This window comes from Streptomyces sp. IMTB 2501 (assembly GCF_001953885.1).
In the GTDB taxonomy this organism is placed as follows: domain Bacteria; phylum Actinomycetota; class Actinomycetes; order Streptomycetales; family Streptomycetaceae; genus Streptomyces.
In genome coordinates this window covers 241,173-260,208 of record NZ_MQUS01000002.1, presented here as the reverse complement: position 1 = coordinate 260,208, position 19,036 = coordinate 241,173, and the positions used below count along the sequence as shown (strand labels likewise).

Sequence of the window (19,036 nt, the reverse complement as noted above, 5' to 3'; positions counted from 1 at the left end):
GCGGCGCGGGCATTCGGGTTGCTCGGGTGGGCCGAACGGCCCCGTACAGCGCGAGGGATACCGGACCCGTTCGTACGTTGAGCATATGATCACCGGATTCTCTCATCGGGCGGCCGCGTCGGCCTGTTCCCTGTGCGTGGCGGGCGTGCTGGCGCTCGTGCCGGCCACCTCCACCGCCGGGCCCCGGGCCGGGGAACCCGCCCCACCCGCTCCCCGGGCGGCGATGCCCGGCCCGTCCCTGCTCTACGACTCCGGCACCCAGGTCCGGCTGCGCCGGGACGCGCCCGAGGTGCCCGAGGTGTCGGCGCTGTCCTGGGTGGTGGCCGACGCCGGCAGCGGCGAGGTGCTGGCCGCGAACGACGCGCACCGCAGGCTGCCGCCCGCGAGCACCCTGAAGACCCTGTTCGCCCTGACCGTGCTGCCGACTTTGCCCGCCGGAATGAAGCACACCGTGCGGAACGAGGAGCTGGCGGACATCGGCGCGGGCAGCAGCCTGGTCGGCATCCAGGAGGGACGCGCCTACCAGGTGGCCGACCTGTGGCGCGGTGTCTTCCTCAGCTCCGGGAACGACGCCGTGCATGTACTGGCCGCGCTGAACGGCGGCTGGGCGGCCACGGCCAAGCAGATGCAGGCCAAGGCACGTTCGCTCGGCGCCCTGGACACCCATGTGGTCTCCCCCGACGGCTACGACGAGGACGGCCAGGTGTCCTCCGCCTTCGACCTGGCCGTCTTCGGCCGGGAAGGGCTGCGCAACCGCGACTTCGCCCGTTACTGCTCCACCGCCCAGGCCATGTTCCCCGCTGACGGATGGTCGTTCGGAATCCAGAACACCAACAAGCTGCTGACCGGCGCGGGCGGTGTGGAGCGGTACCCGGGGCTGATCGGCATCAAGAACGGCTACACCACCAACGCGGGCAACACCCTGGTCGCCGCGGCCCGCCGGGACGGGCGCACGCTGCTGGTGACCGTGATGAACCCTCAGAGGGGCGGGTCCACCGTGTACGACGAGGCCCGCGAGCTGCTCGACTGGGGCTTCGACGCGGCCGGGCGCGTGGATCCGGTCGGCTCGCTGGACGGGCTGCGCGCCAAACCGCGGCGGACGTCGCCGGCCGCGCCGGTGGCCGCCGCGGCCACATCGCGGCCGGCGGACGACTACTCGGACTGGACGGTCCCCGCCGTCGTCGCGGGGCTGTCCGGGCTCGGTGCCGTGACCGTCGTACTGAGACTGCGCGGCAAGGGCAGGCGCACCACGCGTGACTGACCCGCCGGCAGACCGAGCAGCAGACCCAGCGTGATCCAGGTGTAGGTGTTGCTGCCGAGGAACCCGCCGATGCCGGAGGCGTCGTCGAACCACAGCCAGACCACGCTCGTGCACAGCACCGCGTACAGGGCGCCCGCGACCCGCGGGTGCCCTCTGCGCAGCAGCACGGCGAAGGAAGGCAGCAGCCACACCAGGTGGTGCACCCAGGTGATGGGGCTGACCAGACAGGCCGCCGCCCCGGTGAGCGCGAAGGCCGCCGTCCAGTCGCCGGACTGCACCGCCCCTCGGGTCCGCCACGCCCAGACGCACAGCGTCAGCAGGACCGCCGTCGCCCACAGCGGACGGCCGGTCTCGCCGAGGCGGGCCAGCACACCCTGCAGCGACTGGTTCGACACATAGGCGAGCCGGCCCACCCGGCTGGTGTCCCACAGCGCGTCGGTCCAGTAGAAGCGGGACGCCCGGGGGTCCGCCCAGGCGGCCAGCGCGGTCGCGGCGGCGGCGACGGCCGTCGCGACACCGGCCGACCGGCGGCGCCCGGCGAGCAGCAGCAGGCCGATGAACAGGGCGGGCGTCAGCTTCACCGCGGCGGCGAGCCCGATCCCGGCGCCCGCCCAGCGCCCCCGGCCGGTCGCCAGCAGCCAGCGGTCGCCGAGGACGAGCGCGAGCAGCACCAGGTTCACCTGGCCGAAGCTGAAGGTGTCCCGCAGCGGCTCGAACAGCGCGAGCAGACACAGGCACAGCGACCAGCGGAACCAGCCGTGCCGACGCCAGTCCGCCCCGGCCAGGATCCGCAGGACCACCCCCAGCGCGGCCAGGTTGACCAGCAGAGACGCCACGACCGCCGCCGGCCGGCCCAGCAGGGCCAGCGGCAGCATGGCGACCGCCGCGAACGGCGGATAGGTGAAGCCGTAGGTGGTGCCCGGCACGCGGTAGTCGTAGATCCGGCCGCCGTGGTGCACCCAGGTGTGCACGGCGCCGTAATAGACACGCAGGTCGAAGAAGCCGCGCAGCAGCGGCACGGTGGCGGTGAAGACCGTCACGGCCGCGACGAGGACGAGGACGAGCAGCGCCCGGCCGCGGTCCGTACGGAGGCGCAGCAGCCCGCTCACGCGGTACGTCCCGGCACCGGGGCCTGGGCCGCCTGGTGGGCCTGCCACAGGACGACCACGCCGAGCACCCCGCCGGAGACGGCGAGCACCAGCTGCCCGAGGTCGGCGGGGCCGCCGCTCGGCAGGACGGCGAGGGCGAGGACCCCCGCCAGGGCCGCGACCCGGTGCCGTACCGAGGTGTTCGGTGCGGCGGCGGCGATGAGGAACAGCCCCCACAGCACGTACCAGGGGCGGATCGCGGGACCGAACACGGCGACCGTCAGCAGGCTCAGCCCAAGTGCGTACACGGGTCTGAGACGTAGCCGGCGCCATATCAGCGCCACGGCGACGGCGGTGGCGGCGAGGCCGAGCACATGCCAGGCCGGGACGGCCAACGGGGCCAGGCTGCTGCCGAGATGTTCCAGCAGGGCGCCCGTGGCGCGGCCGAGCAGGCTGGTCAGGGCCCAGTTGTGCGGGGAGACCGGGGTGCCCAGGGCGTCGATCCAGCCGTACCCGGTGCCCGCGACGGCCGTCGCGACGACCGTGGTCACGGCGGAGGCCGCCGCCGTGGTCGCGACAGCCGGCAGCGGGCGCCGGCCGCAGCGGACCTGGAGGGCCACGACCGCCAGCAGCCCGAGCGCGGCCGGCGCCTTGACCAGGGCGGCCAGGGTGACGAGGACCGCTCCGACGACGCCGCCGGCCGGCCGGTCCCCGCGTGCGGCGACCAGGCCGAGCCCCAGCAGACCGAGCATCAGGGCGTCGTTGTGGGCACCCGCGACCAGGTGCAGCAGGACGAGCGGGTTGAGGGCGCCGAGCCAGAGGGCGGCGGCCGGGTCGGCGCCGCTGTGCCGGGCGAGGCGCGGCAGCGCCAGCGCCATCAGGGCCACGCCGAGCAGGGCGACCAGGCGCATGCCGAGCAGTCCGGCGGGCAGTTCGCCGCGGGTCAGTCCGGTCAGCGCGGAGGCCAGCCCGAGGAAGGCGGGGCCGTAGGGGGCGCCGGTGTGCTGCCACATCGGGGCGACCTCGTCGGCGAGCGGGCCGCCGAGCTGGGCGGGGCCATGGGCGTAGACGTTCATGTGGGCATGGGCCATGGCGCCCTGCGCCAGGTAGCTGTAGACGTCCCGGCTGAACAACGGCGGCGCGAGCAGCAGCGGTGCCGCCCACACGGCCAGTACGAGCAGCAGGGCGCGCGGGGTGGGCGGCTGCGGTCCGCGCACCAGTCGGCCGAGCAGCACCCAGGCCGCTATCAGCAGGACGACTCCGAAGTAGACCCCCACCAGCCCGAGCGCCGCCTGAGCCGAGGCGGGCGCCAGCAGGTCCTGCACGGGCAGGGCACCGGCGGTCTCACCGCCCAGCGCGAGGAAGGCGGTACCGGCCAGCCCGAGCAGCTGACATCGGCGGAGATCGACGGGGAATGCCATGGCCAACACTGGCTCAGCGTGTCAACGCCGGGTGGCCGGAAAGCGACGCGCAGCCCTCCGGGCGGGGGCCGAGATGTGACCGCAGGGGGCGTGGGTCATGATGCGTCGCCGGCTGCGGGTGCGGCTGGTTGCCCCGCCGTGTGCTGGAAAGTGCCCTCAGAAGACCGACAAGCCCGTCAGTGTCGTGAAGCGGTCCAGCGCCGCCACCCCCGCCACCGAGTTGCCGCGTTCGTCCAGGCCCGGGCTCCACACGCACAGCGTGCACCGGCCCGGTACGACCGCGATGATCCCGCCGCCGACCCCGCTCTTGCCGGGCAGTCCCACGCGGTAGGCGAAGTCCCCGGCCGCGTCGTACGTCCCGCAGGTCAGCATCACCGCGTTGACCTGCTTGGCCTGGCTGCGGGTGAGCAGCCGGCCGCCGTCGGCGCGGATGCCGTGCCGGGCGAGGAAGCCGGTGGCGAGGGCCAGGTCGGCGCAGGACGCGGTGACGGAGCACTGCCGGAAGTACTGGTCGAGCAGGGCCGGCACGTCGTTGTCGATGTTGCCGTAGGACGCCATGAAATGGGCGAGGGCGGCGTTGCGGTCTCCGTGCGCGGTCTCGGAGGCGGCGACGTCCAGGTCGAAGTCCAGGGCGGCGTTGCCGCTCTCGGCGCGCAGGAAGTCCAGCAGCTCGCCGGCGGCGTCTCCGGTACGGGTCTGGAGACGGTCGGTGACGACGAGGGCACCCGCGTTGATGAAGGGATTCCGCGGGATGCCGTTCTCGTACTCCAGCTGGACCAGGGAGTTGAAGGGGTTGCCGGATGGCTCGCGGCCCACGTGCTCCCAGAGTTCGTCGCCCTCGCGAGCCAGATCCAGGGCGAGTGTGAAGACCTTGGTGATGGACTGCGCGGAGAACGGCTCGCGCCAGTCCCCCACCCCGTACACCGTGCCGTCCAGCTCGGCCACGGCCATGCCGAACCGGCGGGGGTCGCGGGCGGCGAGGGCCGGGATGTAGTCGGCGGCCCGGCCGCGGCCGGGTGTGCGCTCCATCTCCTCGGCGATGCGCTCCAGGACCGGCAGAAAGGTGAGGGACGACGTCGTTGTCATGATCACTATTGTGCCTCCCGGCCGGTCCAGGAACGTAATCGGGTGTGCGTCACCGCAGGTCAGGCGGCCGGTGCCGCACTGCCCGCGAGGACCTCGGGGCGCAGCAGCTCGGCGAGTCGCTCGGCGGGCAGCAGGCCCTTCTCCAGCACCAGTTCGGCCACTCCGCGGCCCGTGACGAGGGCCTCCTTGGCGATGTCGGTCGCGGCCGTGTAGCCGATGTGCGGGTTGAGGGCGGTGACCAGGCCGATGGAGTTCTCCACGGTGGCGCGCAGCCGCTCGGTGTTGGCGGTGATGCCGTCGACGCACCGCTCGGCCAGCGTGAGGCAGGCGCTCCGCAGGTGCGTGATGCTCTCCGACAGGGAGTGCAGGATGATCGGCTCGAAGGCGTTGAGCTGGAGCTGTCCGGCCTCGGCGGCCATGGTGATGGCCACGTCGTTGCCGATCACCTCGAAGGCGACCTGGTTGACCACCTCGGGGATCACCGGGTTGACCTTGCCCGGCATGATGGACGAACCGGCCTGCACCGGCGGCAGGTTGATCTCGCCGAGGCCCGCGCGCGGACCGGAGGACAGCAGCCTGAGGTCGTTGCAGCTCTTGGAGAGCTTGACCGCGATCCGCTTGAGCACACCCGACATCTGGACGAAGGCACCGCAGTCCTGGGTGGCCTCGACCAGGTTGGCGGCGGTGACCAGCGGCAGCCCGGTGATCGCGGACAGGTGCCGGCGAGCGGCCTCGGCGTATCCGGCGGGGGCATTGAGCCCCGTACCGATCGCCGTGGCACCCAGGTTGATCTCATGGATCAGCTCGACGGCCTCGGCGAGACGGCTGCGGTCCTCCTCGATCATGACGGCATAGGCGGAGAACTCCTGGCCCAGCGTCATCGGGACGGCGTCCTGCAGCTGGGTACGGCCCATCTTGAGCACGTCACGGAACTCGACGGCCTTACGGGCGAACGAGTCCTGCAGTACAGCCATCGCCTTGAGCAGTCCACGCACCGCGAAGACCGTCGCGATCTTGACGGCGGTCGGGTAGACGTCGTTGGTCGACTGGCCCAGATTGACGTCCTCGTTGGGGTGCAGATACGTGTACTGCCCCTTCTCGTGACCGAGGAGTTCCAGCGCGCGGTTGGCCACGACCTCGTTGGCGTTCATGTTGGTGGACGTGCCGGCGCCGCCCTGGATGACGTCGACGACGAACTGGTCGTGCAGCTTGCCGGTGCGTATCTCGCGGCAGGCGGCCACGATCGCGTCCGCCTTCTCGGAGGCCAGCAGCCCGAGTTCCGCGTTGGCGAGCGCGGCGGCCTCCTTGACGGCGGCCAGGGCGTCGATCAGATGCGGGTACGTGGAGATCGGCGTGCCGGTGATGGGAAAGTTCTCCGTCGCGCGCAGGGTGTGCACACCCCAGTAGGCGTCGGCGGGTATGTCACGGTCACCGAGCAGGTCGTGTTCGCTGCGGGTGGTGGCGACGGTCATGAGGGTACGGTCCACTTTCTGAGGGGGTTGAGAGTAAAAGGGGCGCGGAACTCGGCGCTTCTACGCGCAGGCAGTGAACGGAACCGGATCCAGCGCACGCACTGCCCGTACGCACCCCACCGGCTCCCCACCGCCCAACAGCGGCTCTCCCGCGAACTCGGTGAGCAGCTCCGGGTCGACGCCCGCGCGAGCGAGCGCGGCCGCCGCCACCGGGACACGGGCGCGGTTCGCCCCGTCGGCTATCTTCACGGCGATGGCTCGGCCATCAGGCAGCGCGGCGACCTGAACGCCCTCGAACCCGTCCTTGGCGAGCAGCCCCGGCACGGCCCGCATCAGTGCGGCGACATCCCGCCCCGTGCCGGAGGCCATGTCGGCGTGCTCGCGCATCGCGTCGGCGACCTGGGCCTCGGGGGTGCCGGGGGCGGCCGAGGTGACCCGGGACAGGGCGCGGGCCAGGCCGTGCAGGGAGATGGAGAACAGCGGCGCGCCGCAGCCGTCTACGGTGACGCGGGCGACCCGCTGGCCGGTCAGGTCCTCGACGATCTCCTGGATCGCCTGCTGCAGCGGGTGCTCGGGGTCGAGGTAGTCGGTGAGGGACCAGCCGTTGAGCTGGGCGGTCCACAGCATGGCCGCGTGCTTGCCGGAACAGTTCTGGGCGAGCCGGGAGGGCAGGCGGCCCTCGCGCACCCAGGCGTCCCGGACGACCGGGTCGAACGGCATGTCGGGGACGTTGCGCAGATCGTCCTCGGTGAGCCCGGCGAGTTCGAGGATGCGCCGGGTGCCGGCGAGGTGGCGTTCCTCGCCGGAGTGGCTCGCGGCGGCCAGCGACAGCAGCGCGCCGTCGAGCGGCAGCCCGGCCCGCAGCATGGCCACGGCCTGGAGGGGCTTGACGGCCGAGCGCGGGTAGAAGGCGGCCTCGATGTCGCCGAGCTGGAACTCCACCCGGCCGTCGGCGCCGAGGACGACGACGGAGCCGTAGTGGATGCCCTCGACGACCCCGCCGCGGACGAGGTGGGCGACGGGGGCGTGGAGGGGTTCGCGGACGACGGGGGCGTCGGCGGGGAAACTGCTGTACATCACTGCCTGAATCGTGAGTCGGGGTCGGCCGGTACGCGGGTCACGCGTCGGCGCCGGTGGACGTGCGGGATATGCGGGCGCGGATGGCGTACCAGCCCGCGACCAGCGCTGCGACGATCAGCGGCAGACAGAGCACGGTGGTGCGTCCGGCGCCGCCGTCGGCGTACATGAGGACCAGGACGGAGGCGAGGAACGCCAGCGTCACGAGTTCGGTCCAGGGGGAGCCCGGCAACCGGTAGGCCGGCCGGGTCAGTTCGCTCCGCTGGGTCTTCCGCCAGAAGAGCAGGTGACAGATCATGATCATGCCCCAGGTCGCGAGGATGCCGATCGCCGCGAAGTTGAGGACGATCTCGAACGCGTCGGCGGGGACGACGTAGTTGAGGCCCACGCCGAGGACACAGATACCGCTGGTGAGCAGGATTCCGCCGTACGGGACCTGGCTGCGGCTCATCCGCGCGGTGAACTTGGGCGCCGAGCCGCTCATGGCCATGGAGCGCAGGATGCGGCCGGTGGAGTACAGGCCGGAGTTGAGCGAGGACATGGCGGCGGTGAGCACGACCAGGTTCATCACGCCGCCGGCCGCCGGGACACCGATGTGCGACAGGACGGTCACGAAGGGGCTCTCACCGGCCCGGTACTGGTTCCAGGGCAGCAGCATCGAGAGCAGGACGACGGAGCCGACGTAGAACAGGCCCACGCGCCACATGATCGAGTTGATCGCCTTCGGCATGATCTTCTCGGGGTTCTCGGTCTCACCGGCGGCGACGCCGACGAGTTCGACGGAGGCGTAGGCGAAGACGACACCCTGGATGATCAGCAGCATCGGCAGCAGGCCGTTGGGGAAGACGCCGCCGTTGTCGGTGATCAGGGACGGGCCGGGGTGGTGGCCGTCGACCGGGTGCTGGGTGACCAGCAGGAAGATGCCGATGCACATGAAGACCACGAGCGCGCTGACCTTGACGATCGCGAACCAGAACTCCAGTTCGCCGAAGATCTTGACCGAGATCAGGTTCACGGTCAGGACGACGGCCAGGGCGATGAGCGCGATCACCCACTGCGGGATGTCGGAGAACATGCCCCAGTAGTGGGTGTAGGTGGCGACCGCGGTGATGTCGGCGATACCGGTGGTCGCCCAGTTCAGGAAGTACATCCAGCCCGCGGTGTAGGCGCCCTTCTCCCCCAGGAACTCCCGCGCGTAGGACACGAAGGCGCCGGAGGAGGGGCGGTACAGGACGAGCTCGCCGAGGGCGCGCACGACCAGGAACGCGAAGACGCCGCAGACGGCGTACGCGATGAACAGGGAGGGCCCGGCGTCGGCGAGCCGGCCGCCCGCGCCGAGGAACAGGCCGGTGCCGATGGCTCCGCCGATGGCGATCATGTTGACGTGCCGGTGCTTCAGGCCTTTGCTGTAGCCGGCGTCTCCGGCGTCGACATGGCCGGCCGAGGGGCGCGTCTCGTCTTTGAGGTGCTGTTCGCTCACGCCTCGGGTCCGCCTTCCGTGGGGAGGTCGTCCGTCCGCTGGGGACGCACGATGTCGGTGAGGGTCGTCTCGACGCGGTCCAGGTGGTGGCTCATGGCCTCCACCGCGTCGTGTTCGGAACCGTCGACCAGCGCCTCGACGATCGCCCGGTGCTCGCGGTTGGACTGCTCGCGGCGCCCGCCCAGCTCGTTGAGGAAGGCCGACTGACGCGCCAGTGCGTCGCGGATCTCCTCGATGACCCGGCGGAAGACCGGGTTCTGGGCGGCTTCGGCGATCGCGAGGTGGAACAGGGTGTCCATCGCGACCCAGGCCGTGGTGTCCGTCTCCCGCTCCATGCGGTCGAGCAGATGGGCCAGGTGGTCCAGGTTCTCCGGGGTGCGGCGCGCGGCCGCGTACCCGGCGACCGGGACCTCGATGTGCCGGCGCACCTCAAGCAGGTCGCTGGCCGCGTAGTCGCCGAAGGTGGGGTCCTCGACGGCGTTCGCGACGACGAAGGTGCCTTTGCCGGTCCGGGAGACCGTGAGGCCCATCGTCTGCAGCGCGCGCAGCGCCTCGCGCAGCATGGGCCGGGACACCTCAAGGGTGCGGCACAGCTCGGCCTCGGAGGGGAGCTTGTCGCCTATGGCGTACTCGCCGCGTTCGATGGCGCCGCGAAGGTGGCCGAGGACCGCTTCCATGGCGCTCACACGCCGGGGGCCCTGACCACCTGTCTGGCTGTCTGACAGGTTCACGGGAGCGATCCTGCGGGTTGCGTCAAGGAACTGTCAAGACACCCCGTAAGGAAACATTCACGGGGTGCGGCGCCTGAATGCAGGCATCCGCACCCCGTGGGTGATCAGGAGGGTCGGTCAGGCGCTGAGCACGCCGGTGGCAAGCAGGCCGAGCAGGCCCACGCCGATGATGACGCGGTAGATCACGAAGGCGTTGAAGGAGTGCTTGGCGACGAACTTCAGCAGCCAGGCGATGGAGGCGTAGGCGACCACGAAGGAGACGATGGTGCCGACGGCCAGCGGGGCGGCGCCCACGCCCGCGCCGAGGGCGTCCTTCAGCTCGTAGATGCCCGCGCCGGTCAGGGCCGGGATGCCGAGGAAGAACGACAGGCGGGTGGCGGCGACACGGTCCAGGTCCCGGATGAGGGCGGTGGACATGGTGGCGCCCGAGCGGGAGAAGCCGGGGAAGAGCAGGGCGAGGATCTGGGAGCAGCCGACCCACATCGCGTCCTGGAACGAGGTGTCGTCCTCGCCGCGCTTGTGCCGGCCCATCTGGTCGGCCGCCCACATCACACCGGAGCCGACGATCAGCGAGCCGGCCACCACCCACAGGGAGCCGAGCGCGCCGTCGATCAGCGGCTTGGCGGCCAGACCCACGATGACGATCGGGATGGTGGCGGCGATCACCCACCAGGCGAACTTGTAGTCGTGGTGGTAGCGCTCCTCGCGATTGACCAGACCGCGGAACCAGGCGGAGACGATCCGCTTGATGTCCTTGAAGAAGTACACGAGCACGGCGGCGATGGCACCGACCTGGATGACGGCAGAGAAGCCGACGACGGACCTGTCGTCGACCGGGATGTTCATGAGTCCCTCGGTGATCTTCAGGTGACCGGTGGACGACACCGGAAGGAACTCGGTCACCCCCTCGACGACTCCGAGGACGACGGCCTGACCGACGGAGATGGCGCTCATGGGATCCAGTTCTGGGGGGTATGGGTCGACAGTGTTGTGGACAGTACTTGCTGTGCCCTTGCTTTGCCGTGCTATGGAGCCCGCGCTAGGCCCACAGGACTCCGGCGAGCGAGACGCCGGCAAAGGCCGCGGCGAGCCCTGCCAGCACGCTCGCGACGACGTTCACGGCAGCGTAGAGGCCCGAGCCGGCCTCGGTGAGCCGCAGCGTCTCGTAGGAAAAAGTCGAATACGTCGTCAGCGCGCCGCACAGCCCCGTGCCGATGAGGAGCTGCAGATGGGGTCCGGCGGCCCCGGCGGATACCGCGCCCGTGAGCAGCCCGAGGACCAGGCAGCCGGAGACGTTCACCACGAAGGTGCCCCAGGGGAAGACCGAGTCATGACGGGCCTGCACGGCACGGTCGGTGAGATAGCGCAGGGGTGCGCCGACCACGGCTCCCGCGATCACCAGCAGCCAGTTCACAACGACTTCTTACCCTTCGGTTGGGTGTCCCCCGGGCCGCCCGCGCGTCCCACGTACCGGACGACCTCGCACTCCTCCAGCGTCACGAGCCCTTCGTCGACGAGTTCGTCGAGCTGCGGCAGGAATGCCCGCACGCGCTCCTCGGTGTCCACGACGACGACGGCCACGGGCAGGTCCTCGCTCAGGGACAGCAGGCGGGAGGTGTGGATGCGGGAGGAGGCGCCGAAGCCCTCGATGCCCCGGAAGACGCTCGCCCCGGCGAGTCCGGCCGCGTGTGCGCGGTGCACGATCTCGGAGTAGAGGGGCTTGTGGTGCCAGGTGTCGTCCTCGCCGATGTAGACGGTCAGCCTGAGGGCACGGCCGGTGAGTGACGTCATCGTTGCCTCCTGATCAGCACCCTGCGGGCGGCGACCGAGGCGAGCCACACCGCGGCGAGGGCCGCGCACAGCGTCGCGGCGAGATAGCCGAGCCCGAGGCCGGGGCGGCCGGCGTCGACCAGCCTGCGGATGTCGACGGCGTAGGTGGAGAACGTAGTGAAGCCGCCGAGGACGCCCGTCCCGAAGAAGGGCCGTATGAGCCGGTGGGCGGCCCACACCTCGGTGATCAGCACCATGAAGACCCCGATCACCGCGCAGCCGCCGACGTTGGTCCAGAAGGTCACCCAGGGGAAGGCACCGGGCGGCGTGGGCCAGGCGAGGGTGAGGCCGTAGCGGGTGCAGGCGCCCAAGGCGCCGCCGAGGGCGACCACCGCGACGACCGGTGCCTGGGTACGCCACTCGGACCGCCGCGGTGGCGTGGGGCGGACTCGGAGGCTCTCGGCTTCCGGAGCTGTCATGCGCTTGCGTCTCCTGTTCGGCCGGGCCCAAGGGGGTGCTCGGCCTGCCCCGCCGGGTGATCACGGCCGGGCACCAGCCTACCGCCGGGTCAGCGGGCGCTGGGCCGCCCGCAGACCGCGACGCCGGGCTCCCGGAGGCTGCCGAGCACGAGGTGGTCGCCGCTCGCGCAGACGGCGGTGACCATGCGGAAGCCGGAGCGGCGGCGGACGAGGTGCCCGAGGGTACGGCCGGCGTCGTCGAGGGCCATCACCCCGATCGAACCGCTCGGGCGGTACGGCGCGTGGACGGCGGCCCGGGCGGCGGCGCCGCGCACGGCGGGCGGAGTGCGGTGCAGGAGGTCCAGCGGCGGCACCCGCGGACTGGCGAGCGCGACCCAGATCGGCCCGTCGGCGCCCTCGCGCCAGAGGTTGTCCGGCATACCGGGCAGCGTGGCGAAGAGGTCGGTGTGGCCCGCGTGCGGGCCGGTGAGGTGGAAGCGGGTGAGACGGCAGGCGCCGGTCTCGGCGATCACCAGGAAGGAGCCGTCGCCGCCGGCCGCCAGCCCGTTGGCGAACTGCAGCCCGTCCAGCAGGACTTCGGGTTCACCGCCCCCGGACGGAAGGCGCAGAAGCCGTCCGGTGCCGCTGTGTTCGACGATGTCGCCGATCCACCGATCCAGCGGGTAGCGGCGGCTGGAGACCGTGAAGTACACGGTGCCGTCCGGCAGGGCTACGACGTTGCTGCAGAAGCGGAGCCGCTCCCCCGCCGCCGAGTCCGCGAGGACGCGGACGGCGTCGCCGCCGTGGCCGAGACCGGGGTCGACGCGCAGCAGGCCGCGTTCCGCGTCGCACACCAGCAGACCGCCGTCCGGCAGCGGTTCGAGTCCGAGGGGACGGCCGCCGGTCTCCGCCAGCACCTCCACGCGGGCCGTCCGCGGGTCGCCGAGGCCGTGGAGGCGCAGGATCCGGCCGTCCTGCACTCCGGTCAGGACACGCCCGTGTGCGTCGGCCACCACGTCCTCGGGGCCGCGGGCGCCGAGGGAGACGTAGTGGAGCGGGACGAGTGCCGTGGGTCGGTCCATGCGCGGTGCCCTTCGCCGTCGGTCGGCCTCTCCCGCCCGCCGGCCGGGTGTTGGCCGAGCCCTCTCCCTCCCTTCATCCTGCCCCGCTCCGCCCGGTCCGACCCCGGCTCACCAGCGCTTTCCTCACCACCCCTTCTCGAACACGCGCGCCACCTCGGCGATGCGGATCTCGTCGCGCCGGTAGTAGGTACGGCAGCGCAGGCGGTGGGTGCGCAGCACGCCGAGCCGGGCGAGGAAGTCCAGGTGGGCGCGGGCGGTCCGGTGGCGCACGCCCAGCTTGGCGGCCACGGCACGCGCGGTGACTCCGGTCTCGGCGGGATCGCGGCGACCGGGTGCCGGGAAGTGGTCCGCGGGGTCCTTGAGCCATTCCAGAATCGTCTGCCGCATCCGGCCCGAGGGGGTTCCCATCATCCGTCCGCCTCCGTCCCTGACCTCCTCGTACGCAGTGTTCCCACTCTGGCCCGGGCGACGCCGTCACGTCCGGCACTCGGTGACCGTTGTCCGGTACCGAACGGCCGTGCGACCAACGGGTGTGCATATGACCCCGGAAAATCGGCGAAGGCCCGGCCGCCCCTCGCGGCCGGGCCCGTCACCGGTGGTTCAGCGGTGGCTGAACCACGTCATGGAGGAGAGCGCCTTGTCGTCGTAGCCGAACAGGGCCTGGTTCTCCCAGCCGTTGCCGGAGGTGGCGTCGGTGGGATCCCAGCCGTTGCCGGTGACGGCGGTCCAGGTCGCCTCCCAGTAGAAGACACCGAGGCCGCGGCCGTTCGGAACGGCCTCGACGATGCTCGCCACGTCGTTCATCCACTTGGTCTGGCCGGCCACGGTCGCCGGGTAGCCGGAGACCAGTTCGGCGGTGGTGTCGATCTGGTTCTCCAGCGAGTCGTTGTTGGCCAGGGTGAAGGGATAGGCCGTCTCGGCGACGAACACCGGCTTGCCGTAGCGGGAGGCCGCGTCGTCGATCGTGGTCTGGAAGCCGGACAGCGGACCGTGCCAGTAGCCGTAGTACGACAGGCCGATCGCGTCGAACTTCACGCCGTTGGACACCGCGGTGTCCAACCAGGACTTGGTGCCGGCGTCGTCACCGCCCTTGGCCAGGTGCAGCGCCACCACGGTGGAGGAGGAGACCGCCTTGGCCGCGTCGTAGCCGGAGTTGAGGAGCCCGGCGAGCTGGCTCCAGTTGGACGTCGAACCCTCGGACCACAGGATGCCGGCATTGATCTCATTGCCGATCTGGACCATGTCGGCGGTGGTGCCTTGAGCCTTCAAGGCGTTCAACACGTCGTACGTGTGGTTGTACACGTCTGTCTTGAGTTGACTGTATGTATGGCCCACCCATGCGGCCCGGTTTGGTCTGGGCCCCGGGGTCGGCCCAGGTGTCCGAGTAGTGGAAGTCGACCAGGAGCTTCATGCCCTGTGCCTTGACGCGCTTGGCCATCGCGAGGACGTGCGCCTTGTCGTTGAAGCCGTCGGCGGGGTTCACCCAGACCTTCAGGCGGGCGTAGTTCATGCCATACGACTTCAGGATGGCGAGCGCGTCGCCGGTGGTGCCCGAACTCGCCTTGTAGACACCGCCCTTGGCCTCGCTCTTGGCGAGGGAGGAGATGTCGGCGCCGTGGATGGACGTACCGGTGGTACCGGACGTGAAGGTCACATCGTCAACATTGATCCAATTGCCGGCGTTCGCGTCACTGTTGATGCTGATGGTGCACTGGTTGTTCGTCACCTTGATCGGCGTGACGATACGGATCCACCCACTGGACGATATGGGCAGATCGGTGCGCTGCTCCGCACTCCCGCAATTCTTGAGCGCCATGTAGGCGGCGTTCTGCCCGCCACTGGAGCGGACCCACGCGGTCAACGTGTAGTTGCCGTTGGTCAGGCCCGACAGGTACTGGTACGTCTCGACCTTGTAGGCGGACGCCGAGTACTGGGTGAGACGTTAACCCCCGCTGCGGCCACCGGACTCGGTGTACGAGGCGCCGGTGTCGCCGTACTCGGACCAGCCGCTGGGGGTGGCGGTGCCGGTGCCGTCGGACTCGAAGCCGCCGTTGGTGACGGTGCTCGCGGCGGAGGCGGTCTGGGCGGGCAGGGCGGTGAGGGCGAGCCCGGCGGCGAGCGGCAGCAGCAGGACCCTGATGGTGCGTCTGGGATGGAACTTCATCGTCCGTCGTCCCTTCGACGTGAACGGGGAGGGGTGTCCTCCAGTGGGGCTGGAGGAGAACCCCTCCGCCCGCGGCTCTCGTGGCACACGCGGACGGAGGGGAGCCGGCTCAGCCGTCGAGTCGTACGACCCGGACGGCTCCCGCGGGGACCGGAAGGCGGCCCGCGGCGCGTTCGCCCGTCAGCAGCTCGGTGCCGGGCGTGTCCAGCGGCACCTTGGTGTCGCCGGCGGTGTGGTTGATCGCGAAGAGGTAGGTCCCGGACTCGCCGCTGCGGCGCACCACTTCGACATCACGGGGCAGGTCGGCGCGCGGGGCGATCCCGGCGTCGTCGGCCGCCCAGCCGATCAGCGCGTCGAGGCCCTGGGCGTCGAGGCGGGTGGAGACGTACCAGGCGGTGCCCCGGCCGCGCCGGTGCCGGGTGACGGCCGGACGGCCCGCGGTGAGCCCGTCGGCGTACGTCCACACGGTGTCGGCGTCGCGCGGCACCACGAACTCGGTCCACACGTGACCGGTCAGCTCGGAGCCGTCGGGCCCGGCCAGCCGCACCCGCTCACCCTTCAGCAGTGGCGAGAACTCCTCCACGGTCAGCCCGAGGACGTCGCGCAGCGCACCCGGGTAGGCGCCCTCGTGCACGGCGTCGTGCTCGTCGACGATGCCGGAGAAGTACGACACCACGAGCGTGCCGCCGCTCTCGACGTACTCCCGGAGGTTGTTCCCGGCTGCCTCCGTCATCAGGTACAGCGCTGGTACGACGACAAGGGGATAGGCCGACAAGTCGGCTTCCGGGTGGGCGAAGTCGACCGTGAGGTGGCGGTCGTACAAGGCCTCGTAGAAGGCGTCGGCGCGCTCGCGCGGGTCGTGGTCCTCGCTGGGGCGCCAGGCGAGGTTCTGCGCCCACCAGGACTGCCAGTCCCACAGCATGGCCACGTCGGCCTCGGTGCGGGTGCCGCGGATGCTGCTCAACGAGTCGACGGACGCGCCTAGTTCGACCACGTCGCGCCACACGCGCGTGTCGGTGCCGCCGTGCGGCAGCATCGCCGAGTGGAACTTCTCGGCGCCGTGCCGGGACTGACGCCACTGGAAGAACATCGCGCCCTCGGAGCCGCGCGCCACATGCGCCAGGGAGTTGCGGGCCATCTGGCCTGGCGCCTTGGCGGGATTGCGGGGCTGCCAGTTGACGCCCGAGGTGGAGTGCTCCAGCAGCAGCCAGGGGGCGCCGCCCGCGACCGAGCGCGTGAGGTCGGCGGCCATCGCGAGGTTGACGTGGGTACGGCGGCCGTCGGTGATCAGGTAGTGGTCGTTGGTGACGACGTCGACCTCGCGGCCCCAGGCCCAGTAGTCCATGGAGTCGCACTGGCTGAGCGCGGTCATGAAGTTGGTGGTCACCGGGACGCCCGGGGAGAGGCGGTGCAGGATGTCGCGTTCGGCGCGGAAGTTGTCGCGGATGGTGGCATCGGTGAACCGCCGGTAGTCCAGGGTCTGGCCCGGGTTGCCGACGGTCGGGGTGGCCCGGGGCGGGTTGATCTGGTCCAGGCTCGTGTAGTGCTGGCCCCAGAAGGCCGTGCCCCAGGCCTCGTTGACCGCGTCGACGGTGCCGTAGGTCTCGGCGAGCCAGCGGCGGAAGTGGGCGGCGCAGGAGTCGCAGTAACAGGCCGAGACCGGGACGCCGTACTCGTTGTGCACGTGCCACAGGGCGAGCGCGGGGTGGGCGCCGTAGCGCTCGGCGAGCTGGGTGGTGATGGCCGTGGCGGCAGCGCGGTAGGCGGTGTTGCTGTGGCAGATCGCGCCGCGCGAGCCGAACTCATAGCGCAAGCCCCCGGCGGTCACCGGCAGTGCGTCGGGGTGCGCGCGGTAGAACCAGGCGGGCGGCGCCACGGTGGGGGTGCCGAGGTCGACGCGGATGCGGTTCTCGTGCAGCAGGGCGATGACCCGGTCCAGCCAGCCGAAGTCGTACTTCCCCGGCGCCCGTTCCAGCAGCGCCCAGGAGAAGATCCCGATGCTCACCATCGTGACGCCGGCCTCGCGCATCAGCCGGACGTCCTCCTGCCAGACGCTTTCCGGCCACTGCTCGGCGCGGTCTACACGCTGCTGCCGGTCGCCTGGGTGGTGATCGCGTCCACCAAGTCCGGCCACGAGCTGTTCTCCACCTTCACCTTCCTGCCGGGCACCGGGTTCACCGACAACATCAGTCAGTTGACCGCCTACCGGGGCGGCATCTACTGGAAGTGGATGGGCAACTCCGCCCTGTACTCCGGTCTCGGCGCGCTGCTGTCCACGGCCGTCTCGGCGTTCAGCGGCTACGCGCTCGCGACCTACCGCTTCAAGGGCCGCGAGACGATGTTCAACGTCCTGCTCGCGGGCGTGCTGATGCCGCCGGTGATCCTCGCCATCCCGCAGTACCTGCTGCTGGCGAAGGCGGACATGACGGACTCCTACCTGTCCGTGCTGCTGCCGCAGATCCTGTCCCCGTACGGCGTCTATCTGTCCCGGATCTACGCGGCCGCCGCCGTCCCCGCCGATGTGGTGGAGGCCGGGCGGATGGACGGGGCGAGCGAGTGGCGGATCTTCACCCGGATCGCGCTGCCGATGATGATCCCCGGCATGGTCACGGTGTTCCTGTTCCAGTTCGTTGCCGTGTGGAACAACTTCCTGCTGCCGTACATCATGCTCAGCGACGACGAGAAGTTCCCGCTCACGCTCGGTCTGTACACGCTGCTGGAGCAGGGATCCAACACCCCGGCGCTGTACACGCTGGTGATCACGGGCGCGTTCCTCGCGGTCCTCCCGCTGATCGCGCTGTTCCTGATCATCCAGCGCTTCTGGAGCCTCGATCTCCTCTCCGGGGCCGTAAAGTCATGACCATGAGCAATTCGGGGGGCCGGCGCAGACCGCCGACGATCCACGACGTGGCGCGCGAGGCAGGCGTCTCGCGCGGCACCGTCTCACGTGTGCTCAACGGCGGGCACTACGTCAGTCCCGCCGCGCAGGAGGCGGTCAACGCCGCCATCCGCAAGACCGGGTACGTCGTCAACCGGCACGCCCGCTCACTGATCACCGGACGCTCGGACTCGGTCGGCTTCCTGCTGACAGAGCCGCAGGAGCGGTTCTTCGAGGACCCCAACTTCAATGTGCTGCTGCGCGGTTGCACCCAGGCGCTGGCCGCGCACGACATCCCGCTGTTGCTGATGCTGGCGGGCACCGAGGACGAACGGCGGCGTATCACCCGGTACATCACCGCCGGGCACGTCGACGGGGTGCTGCTGGTCTCCAGCCACTCCGGCGATCCGGTCGCCGAGGAGCTGCGGGATGCGGGGGTGCCGCTCGTCGCCTGCGGCAAGCCCATCGGGCTCGGCTCGAAGGTGAATTACGTGGCCGCCGACGACCGGGACGGCGCCCGGGACATGGTCCGCCATCTGCTGTCACTGGGCCGGCGCCGCATCGGTGTGGTCACCGGTCCGCCGGACACCCCTGGTGGTGTGGAGCGGCTCGCCGGGTACAGGGAGGTGCTGGCCGAGGCCGGCATCGGGGTCGACGAGAGCCTGATCGTCTCCGGCGACTACAGCCGGGCCAGTGGTGAGGCGGGTGCGGAGCGGCTGCTGGCGCAGGCCCCGGACATGGACGCGGTGTTCGTCGCCTCCGACCTGATGGCGCAGGGCGTGCTGGCGGCGCTGCACCGGGCCGGGAAGGGGGTGCCGGATGACATCGCTGTCGGCGGTTTCGACGACTCCCCTGCGGCCACGGCCGTGACCCCGGAGCTGACCACGATCCGGCAGCCTTGGGACCGGATCAGCAACGAGATGGTGCGGGTGCTGCTCGCGCAGATCGGCGGCGAGGAACCGGCTGCGGTGATCTTGCCTACGGAGTTGGTGCGGCGCGATTCGGCGTGAGCCGCCGGAGCGCGCCCGGGTGTGCCGGGAAAGGCCGTCAGGCGTCTGCGGCGGCTGC

17 protein-coding genes and 1 pseudogene are annotated in these 19,036 nt (G+C 71.0%); 3 read left to right on the top strand and 15 right to left on the bottom strand.

All coding sequences use genetic code 11. The annotated features are described in order from the left end of the window. Nucleotides 1-85: 85 nt before the first annotated feature. Entirely contained in the window at nucleotides 86-1,261 is a 1,176-nt protein-coding gene (locus tag AV521_RS05410; protein WP_076084159.1) for a D-alanyl-D-alanine carboxypeptidase family protein, read from the top strand. Here AV521_RS05410 and AV521_RS05405 read toward each other — a convergent pair. From AV521_RS05405 to AV521_RS05335, 15 genes and pseudogenes are all read right to left on the bottom strand, one after another. Next, nucleotides 1,153-2,370 carry a glycosyltransferase 87 family protein gene (locus AV521_RS05405; protein ID WP_256725442.1) on the bottom strand — a complete coding sequence of 406 codons (1,218 nt, stop codon included), beginning with the start codon at nucleotides 2,368-2,370 and terminating at the stop codon, nucleotides 1,153-1,155. The two genes, AV521_RS05410 and AV521_RS05405, sit on opposite strands and share 109 nt — an antisense overlap. Beyond that, complete coding sequence (mptB, locus tag AV521_RS05400; protein ID WP_076084156.1) at nucleotides 2,367-3,770, bottom strand: polyprenol phosphomannose-dependent alpha 1,6 mannosyltransferase MptB; 1,404 nt, start codon at nucleotides 3,768-3,770, stop codon at nucleotides 2,367-2,369. Before mptB ends, AV521_RS05405 begins: the two co-directional genes overlap by 4 nt. A gap of 156 nt (nucleotides 3,771-3,926) precedes the next feature. Beyond that, a complete protein-coding gene (locus AV521_RS05395; RefSeq protein WP_076084731.1) occupies nucleotides 3,927-4,856 on the bottom strand; it encodes a glutaminase in 930 nt (309 codons plus the stop codon). 59 nt (nucleotides 4,857-4,915) lie between these two features. After that, nucleotides 4,916-6,328 carry an aspartate ammonia-lyase gene (aspA, locus tag AV521_RS05390; RefSeq protein WP_076084153.1) on the bottom strand — a complete coding sequence of 471 codons (1,413 nt, stop codon included), beginning with the start codon at nucleotides 6,326-6,328 and terminating at the stop codon, nucleotides 4,916-4,918. Nucleotides 6,329-6,388: 60 nt separating this feature from the next. After that, a complete protein-coding gene (locus tag AV521_RS05385) occupies nucleotides 6,389-7,405 on the bottom strand; it encodes an asparaginase (RefSeq protein ID WP_076084150.1) in 1,017 nt (338 codons plus the stop codon). A gap of 40 nt (nucleotides 7,406-7,445) precedes the next feature. Further along, nucleotides 7,446-8,885 carry an amino acid permease gene (locus AV521_RS05380; protein WP_076084147.1) on the bottom strand — a complete coding sequence of 480 codons (1,440 nt, stop codon included), beginning with the start codon at nucleotides 8,883-8,885 and terminating at the stop codon, nucleotides 7,446-7,448. Next, nucleotides 8,882-9,562 carry a FadR/GntR family transcriptional regulator gene (locus tag AV521_RS05375; RefSeq protein WP_076084144.1) on the bottom strand — a complete coding sequence of 227 codons (681 nt, stop codon included), beginning with the start codon at nucleotides 9,560-9,562 and terminating at the stop codon, nucleotides 8,882-8,884. Before AV521_RS05375 ends, AV521_RS05380 begins: the two co-directional genes overlap by 4 nt. Before the next feature lie 171 nt (nucleotides 9,563-9,733). Beyond that, nucleotides 9,734-10,570 carry an undecaprenyl-diphosphate phosphatase gene (locus tag AV521_RS05370; RefSeq protein WP_076084141.1) on the bottom strand — a complete coding sequence of 279 codons (837 nt, stop codon included), beginning with the start codon at nucleotides 10,568-10,570 and terminating at the stop codon, nucleotides 9,734-9,736. Between the two features lie 85 nt (nucleotides 10,571-10,655). Next, on the bottom strand, nucleotides 10,656-11,030 hold the full coding sequence (gene crcB, locus AV521_RS05365; RefSeq protein WP_076084138.1) for a fluoride efflux transporter CrcB: 375 nt from the start codon (nucleotides 11,028-11,030) through the stop codon (nucleotides 10,656-10,658). Further along, nucleotides 11,027-11,407, bottom strand: coding sequence for a DUF190 domain-containing protein (locus AV521_RS05360; RefSeq protein WP_076084135.1), 381 nt, complete (start codon nucleotides 11,405-11,407; stop codon nucleotides 11,027-11,029). The genes crcB and AV521_RS05360 overlap by 4 nt, the downstream gene beginning before the upstream one ends. Then, nucleotides 11,404-11,865: a CrcB family protein gene (locus AV521_RS05355; protein WP_076084132.1), complete on the bottom strand. Its 462-nt coding sequence runs from the start codon at nucleotides 11,863-11,865 to the stop codon at nucleotides 11,404-11,406. Before AV521_RS05355 ends, AV521_RS05360 begins: the two co-directional genes overlap by 4 nt. Before the next feature lie 89 nt (nucleotides 11,866-11,954). Then, nucleotides 11,955-12,926 carry an SMP-30/gluconolactonase/LRE family protein gene (locus tag AV521_RS05350; RefSeq protein WP_076084129.1) on the bottom strand — a complete coding sequence of 324 codons (972 nt, stop codon included), beginning with the start codon at nucleotides 12,924-12,926 and terminating at the stop codon, nucleotides 11,955-11,957. Nucleotides 12,927-13,049: 123 nt separating this feature from the next. Further along, nucleotides 13,050-13,337 carry an ArsR family transcriptional regulator gene (locus AV521_RS05345; protein WP_076084126.1) on the bottom strand — a complete coding sequence of 96 codons (288 nt, stop codon included), beginning with the start codon at nucleotides 13,335-13,337 and terminating at the stop codon, nucleotides 13,050-13,052. Between the two features lie 189 nt (nucleotides 13,338-13,526). After that, nucleotides 13,527-15,090, bottom strand: a pseudogene (locus AV521_RS05340) (glycosyl hydrolase 53 family protein). A 109-nt stretch (nucleotides 15,091-15,199) separates the two neighbouring features. Continuing rightward, complete coding sequence (locus AV521_RS05335; protein ID WP_079249138.1) at nucleotides 15,200-17,224, bottom strand: beta-galactosidase; 2,025 nt, start codon at nucleotides 17,222-17,224, stop codon at nucleotides 15,200-15,202. Between AV521_RS05335 and AV521_RS05330 the strand changes: the two genes are divergently transcribed. Beyond that, nucleotides 17,135-17,950: a carbohydrate ABC transporter permease gene (locus tag AV521_RS05330; protein ID WP_076084727.1), complete on the top strand. Its 816-nt coding sequence runs from the start codon at nucleotides 17,135-17,137 to the stop codon at nucleotides 17,948-17,950. The two genes, AV521_RS05335 and AV521_RS05330, sit on opposite strands and share 90 nt — an antisense overlap. Further along, entirely contained in the window at nucleotides 17,947-18,978 is a 1,032-nt protein-coding gene (locus tag AV521_RS05325) for a LacI family DNA-binding transcriptional regulator (RefSeq protein WP_076084120.1), read from the top strand. Before AV521_RS05330 ends, AV521_RS05325 begins: the two co-directional genes overlap by 4 nt. The last annotated feature ends 58 nt before the right edge of the window (nucleotides 18,979-19,036 follow it).

Coding starts and splice junctions, on each gene's coding strand:
- AV521_RS05410 (WP_076084159.1), top strand. CDS start 86: ATGATCACCGGATTCTCTCATCGGGCGGCCGCGTCGGCCTGTTCCCTG.
- mptB (WP_076084156.1), bottom strand. CDS start 3,770: ATGGCATTCCCCGTCGATCTCCGCCGATGTCAGCTGCTCGGGCTGGCC.
- AV521_RS05395 (WP_076084731.1), bottom strand. CDS start 4,856: ATGACAACGACGTCGTCCCTCACCTTTCTGCCGGTCCTGGAGCGCATC.
- aspA (WP_076084153.1), bottom strand. CDS start 6,328: ATGACCGTCGCCACCACCCGCAGCGAACACGACCTGCTCGGTGACCGT.
- AV521_RS05385 (WP_076084150.1), bottom strand. CDS start 7,405: ATGTACAGCAGTTTCCCCGCCGACGCCCCCGTCGTCCGCGAACCCCTC.
- AV521_RS05375 (WP_076084144.1), bottom strand. CDS start 9,562: ATGGAAGCGGTCCTCGGCCACCTTCGCGGCGCCATCGAACGCGGCGAG.
- AV521_RS05370 (WP_076084141.1), bottom strand. CDS start 10,570: ATGAGCGCCATCTCCGTCGGTCAGGCCGTCGTCCTCGGAGTCGTCGAG.
- AV521_RS05360 (WP_076084135.1), bottom strand. CDS start 11,407: ATGACGTCACTCACCGGCCGTGCCCTCAGGCTGACCGTCTACATCGGC.
- AV521_RS05355 (WP_076084132.1), bottom strand. CDS start 11,865: ATGACAGCTCCGGAAGCCGAGAGCCTCCGAGTCCGCCCCACGCCACCG.
- AV521_RS05350 (WP_076084129.1), bottom strand. CDS start 12,926: ATGGACCGACCCACGGCACTCGTCCCGCTCCACTACGTCTCCCTCGGC.
- AV521_RS05345 (WP_076084126.1), bottom strand. CDS start 13,337: ATGATGGGAACCCCCTCGGGCCGGATGCGGCAGACGATTCTGGAATGG.
- AV521_RS05325 (WP_076084120.1), top strand. CDS start 17,947: ATGACCATGAGCAATTCGGGGGGCCGGCGCAGACCGCCGACGATCCAC.